The following is a 4,472-nucleotide window of genomic DNA, read 5'->3' as shown; positions in this document are numbered from 1 at the left end:
CTTCTTTGCTGCGGTCTTCTTGGYTGCCGTGGTCTTGGCCGGAGCCTTCTTGGCTGCAGTCTTCTTGGCTGCGGTCTTGGCCGGAGCCACCTTCTTCGCGACGGTCTTCTTGGCTGCCGTGGTCTTGGCCGGAGCCTTCTTGGCTGCAGTCTTCTTGGCTGCGGTCTTGGCCGGAGCCACCTTCTTCGCGACGGTCTTCTTCGCGGCCGTAGTCTTGGCCGGAGCCTTCTTGGCTGCAGTCTTCTTCGCGGCCGTGGTCTTGGCCGGAGCTGCCTTCTTGGCTGCAGTCTTCTTGGCAGCCGTCTTCTTGGCAGCAGCCTTCTTGGCAGCAGCCTTGGTGGCGGGCGCCGCTGCGCCGCGCTTGACTGCCGGACCGGTGGCCGGAAGCTTCTGGCCGCCAGCGATAACCGCCTTGAACTGAGCGCCCGGACGGAACGCCGGCACCGACGTCGGCTTGACCTTGACGGTCTCACCCGTGCGCGGGTTGCGTGCGACACGTGCCGCGCGACGACGCTGCTCGAAGACACCGAAACCGGTGATGGTCACGCTGTCGCCGCGGTGCACTGCCCGGACGATCGTGTCCACGACATGCTCGACAGCTTCCGTTGCCGTGCGCCTGTCCGTGCCCAGTTTCTCGGTCAGAACATCGATGAGCTCTGCCTTATTCATTGAAATTCCTCCGCGAACTAATGGTCCATCATCGGACCGACTACGAACTACGGTAAACCTGAATACCGCAGGAGTCTATGTGCCACGCCAATTCTCATACAACGCGGCACCATTCTCAGGAACTTATTATCTGGCAGACAGGCTCCGATTCCAACTTTCAGTCGGCCGGAGTGGGCTCCGGAAGAGTCGCAGGTTTCCAAGAAGGCCTTGACTTTTCGAACTCGGAAATGGCTTCTACCTGCCGTAATGTCAATCCGATGTCGTCCAGACCCTCGATCAGACGCCACCGTGTGTAGTCATCAATCGCAAAGGGCACCACGGTGGTTCCGGCCGTCACAGTCTTGTTCTCGAGGTCGACAATCAATTCGAGACCGGGTTGCTCGTCGAGCAGTTTCCAGAGCAGTTCGACGTCCGACTGGGCCACCTGAGCGGCCAGCAGACCGGCCTTGCCGGCGTTGCCGCGGAAGATGTCGGCGAAGCGAGAGGCGATCACGACCCGAAATCCGAAGTCGGATAGCGCCCACACGGCGTGCTCCCGGGAGGAGCCCGTGCCGAAATCGGGCCCGGCCACGAGAACACTGCCCTTGTCGTACGGGGCGACGTTCAGAACGAAGTTCGGATCGTTCCGCCACGCGGCGAACAGGCCGTCCTCGAAACCGGTGCGGGTCACTCGTTTCAGGTAGACCGCCGGAATGATCTGGTCCGTGTCCACGTTGGATCGCCGCAGCGGAACGCCGATACCTTTGTGTGTGCTAAAGGATTCCATCGAAAAATCTCCTAAATTCCTTGGGTCCTAGGCCAGATCTGTCGGCGCGGACAGTGTTCCCCGGACCGCGGTCGCGGCGGCGACCAGCGGCGAAACCAGGTGAGTCCGGCCGCCCTTGCCTTGACGGCCTTCGAAATTGCGGTTGGACGTGGAGGCCGAACGCTCGCCGGGCGCGAGCTGATCCGGGTTCATCCCGAGGCACATCGAGCACCCCGCCTGCCGCCATTCGGCGCCAGCGGCGGTGAAGATCTCGCCGAGACCCTCCTTTTCGGCCTGCGCGCGAACACGCATCGAGCCCGGCACGATCAGCATCCGGACCCCGTCGGCGACGTGGCGGCCACGCAACACATCGGCCACGGCGCGCAGATCCTCGATCCGGCCGTTGGTGCACGAACCCACGAAAACTGTGTCGATCGCCACCTCACGCAACGGAGTTCCGGCTTCGAGGCCCATGTAGGTCAACGCCTTCTCCGCGGCGTGACGCGCGCTCTCGTCCACGATGTCGGCAGGATTCGGCACGGCCTCGCCGAGCGGCAGTCCCTGCCCCGGGTTGGTGCCCCAGGTCACGAACGGCGTCAGGGAACTCGCGTCGATGTGGACCTCGTTGTCGAAAACCGCACCCTCGTCGGTCTTCAACTGCTCCCAGGCCTCGACCGCGGCGTCCCAGTCGGCGCCCTTCGGCGCATGGGGACGTCCCTTGATGAATTCGTAGGTGATCTCGTCGGGGGCGATCATGCCTGCCCGCGCACCCGCCTCGATGGACATGTTGCAGACGGTCATCCGCGCTTCCATCGACATCTTCCGGATCGCTTCGCCCCGGTACTCCAGGACGTAGCCCTGGCCGCCGCCCGTTCCGATCTTCGCGATGACAGCCAAAATGAGATCTTTACTCGTCACGCCGTCGGGCAATTCGCCGTCCACGGTGATCGCCATCGTCCGGAAAGGACGCAACGACAACGTCTGCGTCGCCATGACGTGTTCGACCTCACTGGTGCCGATACCCATCGCGAGCGCGCCGAAGGCGCCGTGGGTGGACGTGTGGCTGTCACCGCACACCACGGTCATGCCGGGCTGGGTGAGGCCCAGCTGCGGGCCGACCACGTGGACGATGCCCTGGTCGATGTTTCCCATCGGGTGCAGCCGGACACCGAATTCCTCACAGTTGCGCCGCAGCGTGTCCACCTGAGTCTTGGAGACGGGGTCTGCGATCGGCTTGTCGATGTCGACGGTGGGGACGTTGTGGTCCTCGGTGGCGATCGTCAGGTCGGGTCGGCGCAGTGGGCGCCCCGCCAGCCGGAGTCCGTCGAATGCCTGCGGACTCGTCACTTCGTGAACGAGATGCAGGTCGATGTAGATGAGGTCGGGGTTGTCTCCCTCACCCCGGACCACGACGTGGTCTTCCCACACCTTCTCTGCCAGGGTGCGTGCTTTCTCCGCCATCTTCTCCACCTCTGTGTGTCTTCTCGCACCGCGGGCTTCGGGCCGGTCCGCCGTGCGCTTGATGTCGTTACCCTCTTCCCGGACACGCACTCGACGTGAGACGAAGGTGCGCTATGATCCCAGTATGCGAGAAAGTGGTATCGACCTATGAGACAGCATAGCGGCATCGGAGTCCTTGACAAAGCGGTGGGCGTGCTGCATGCCGTGGCCGAGAAGCCCTGCAGCCTCACTGAACTGTGCTCGCGCACCGGACTACCCCGCGCCACCGCCCACCGGCTGGCCGTCGGGCTCGAGGTCCACCGCCTCCTGACCCGCGACTCCGACGGGCTGTGGTGCCCCGGTCCCGGCCTCGCCGAACTCGCTGCAACGGCTAACGATCCACTCGTTTCGGCGGCGGCCCTCGTCCTTCCGCGGCTGCGCGAGATCACCGGGGAGAGCGTGCAGCTGTACCGCAGGGAAGGCACTCAGCGCATCTGCGTGGCGGCGATGGAGCCGCCCACAGGTCTCCGCGACACCGTTCTCGTCGGGGCACGACTGCCGATGAGCGCCGGCTCGGGCGCCAAGGTCCTTCTCGCCTGGGCCGACCCACAGACCCAGCGCGCGATTCTTCCCGACGCGGCGTTCGGCGAGCGCGTGCTGCTCGAGGTCCGCAGGCGCGGCTGGGCACAGAGCGCCGCCGAGCGGGAACCCGGTGTCGCCAGTGTCGCCGCACCCGTGCGGGATGCCGGCGGCGCTGTCATCGCAGCAATTTCGGTGTCCGGCCCCATCGACAGGATGGGCAGGCGTCCCGGCGCTCGCTGGGCGGCCGACCTTCTCGCCGCCGCCGAGGCGTTGCACAAGAGGCTCTGATCGACCACGACCGACGTTCACCGCGACAGGAGAAGCCGATGGGGAAGAACCAACGATCGCAGATCACGATGACGGATTCGGAGATCGCCGAATTCGTGGATCGGAGCCGGATCGCCACGCTCGCAACGGTGGCAGCGGACGGCCGAGCCCACCTCGTCGCCATGTGGTACGCCGTGATCGACGGCGAGATCTGGTTCGAGACGAAGTCGAAATCGCAGAAGGCGGTCAACCTGCGCCGTGACGACCGCGTCACCGTCCTGATCGAGGACGGCCAGACGTACGACACCCTGCGCGGAATCTCCATCGAGGGCCGGGCGGAGATCGTGGAGGACCCGGACGCGATGTTCGCGGTCGGCGTCAGCGTGTGGGAACGGTACACCGGGCCCTACACCGACGATCTGCGTCCCGCTATCGATCAGCTGCTGCATAAGCGGGTTGTCGTGCGGATCGTTGCCGAGCGCATCAGAAGCTGGGATCATGCCAAGCTCGGCTTGCCCGCGATGCCGGTGGGCGGGACCACGTCCGCGTACCTGGAGACGGCCGACCGCCGCGCCTGACGTCGCGCAGAAAAAACGGGAGCATTCTCGGTGCCCTCGGCGTAGCTTCACAGAGTGAACCGACTACCCGAGGGAGTTCACCATGACCGACGCCAGTAACGAGGACACGAAAAAGAAATTCCGCGAAGCACTCGAGCGGAAGAATCATCAGGCCGGACTGTCCACCGATCACAAGGACGGACATTCCAAGG

General features: G+C 64.6%; 6 protein-coding genes. 3 read left to right on the top strand and 3 right to left on the bottom strand.

Features of this window, described 5'->3' with window-relative positions; all coding sequences use genetic code 11:
- The 3 genes from AC1D1G_RS42105 to leuC all read right to left on the bottom strand — a co-directional run.
- Positions 1-669, bottom strand: a 669-nt coding sequence (locus AC1D1G_RS42105) for an HU family DNA-binding protein (RefSeq protein WP_477956588.1), incomplete at its 3' end; no start/stop codon positions are given.
- Positions 670-826: 157 nt separating this feature from the next.
- Positions 827-1,435, bottom strand: a complete 609-nt coding sequence (gene leuD, locus AC1D1G_RS42100; protein WP_005240402.1) for a 3-isopropylmalate dehydratase small subunit — start codon at positions 1,433-1,435, stop codon at positions 827-829.
- Between the two features lie 27 nt (positions 1,436-1,462).
- On the bottom strand, positions 1,463-2,884 hold the full coding sequence (gene leuC / locus AC1D1G_RS42095; protein ID WP_280781728.1) for a 3-isopropylmalate dehydratase large subunit: 1,422 nt from the start codon (positions 2,882-2,884) through the stop codon (positions 1,463-1,465).
- 138 nt (positions 2,885-3,022) lie between these two features.
- Here leuC and AC1D1G_RS42090 point away from each other — a divergent pair, with 138 nt between their 5' ends.
- The 3 genes from AC1D1G_RS42090 to AC1D1G_RS42080 form a co-directional block, all read left to right on the top strand.
- A complete protein-coding gene (locus tag AC1D1G_RS42090) occupies positions 3,023-3,724 on the top strand; it encodes an IclR family transcriptional regulator (protein ID WP_005240398.1) in 702 nt (233 codons plus the stop codon).
- A 38-nt stretch (positions 3,725-3,762) separates the two neighbouring features.
- Entirely contained in the window at positions 3,763-4,281 is a 519-nt protein-coding gene (locus tag AC1D1G_RS42085; protein WP_477956587.1) for a pyridoxamine 5'-phosphate oxidase family protein, read from the top strand.
- Positions 4,282-4,363: 82 nt separating this feature from the next.
- A partial coding sequence (locus tag AC1D1G_RS42080) for a DUF5302 domain-containing protein (protein WP_477956589.1) occupies positions 4,364-4,472 on the top strand: 109 nt, incomplete at its 3' end.

This window comes from Rhodococcus sp. P3_B8 (genome assembly GCF_056402775.1).
This window is presented reverse-complemented; position numbering and strand designations above follow the sequence as displayed.

Bases quoted from the DNA above. Each gene is read 5' to 3' on its own strand.
- AC1D1G_RS42085 (WP_477956587.1), top strand. From the start codon at position 3,763: ATGGGGAAGAACCAACGATCGCAGATCACGATGACGGATTCGGAGATC.
- AC1D1G_RS42090 (WP_005240398.1), top strand. From the start codon at position 3,023: ATGAGACAGCATAGCGGCATCGGAGTCCTTGACAAAGCGGTGGGCGTG.
- leuD (WP_005240402.1), bottom strand. From the start codon at position 1,435: ATGGAATCCTTTAGCACACACAAAGGTATCGGCGTTCCGCTGCGGCGA.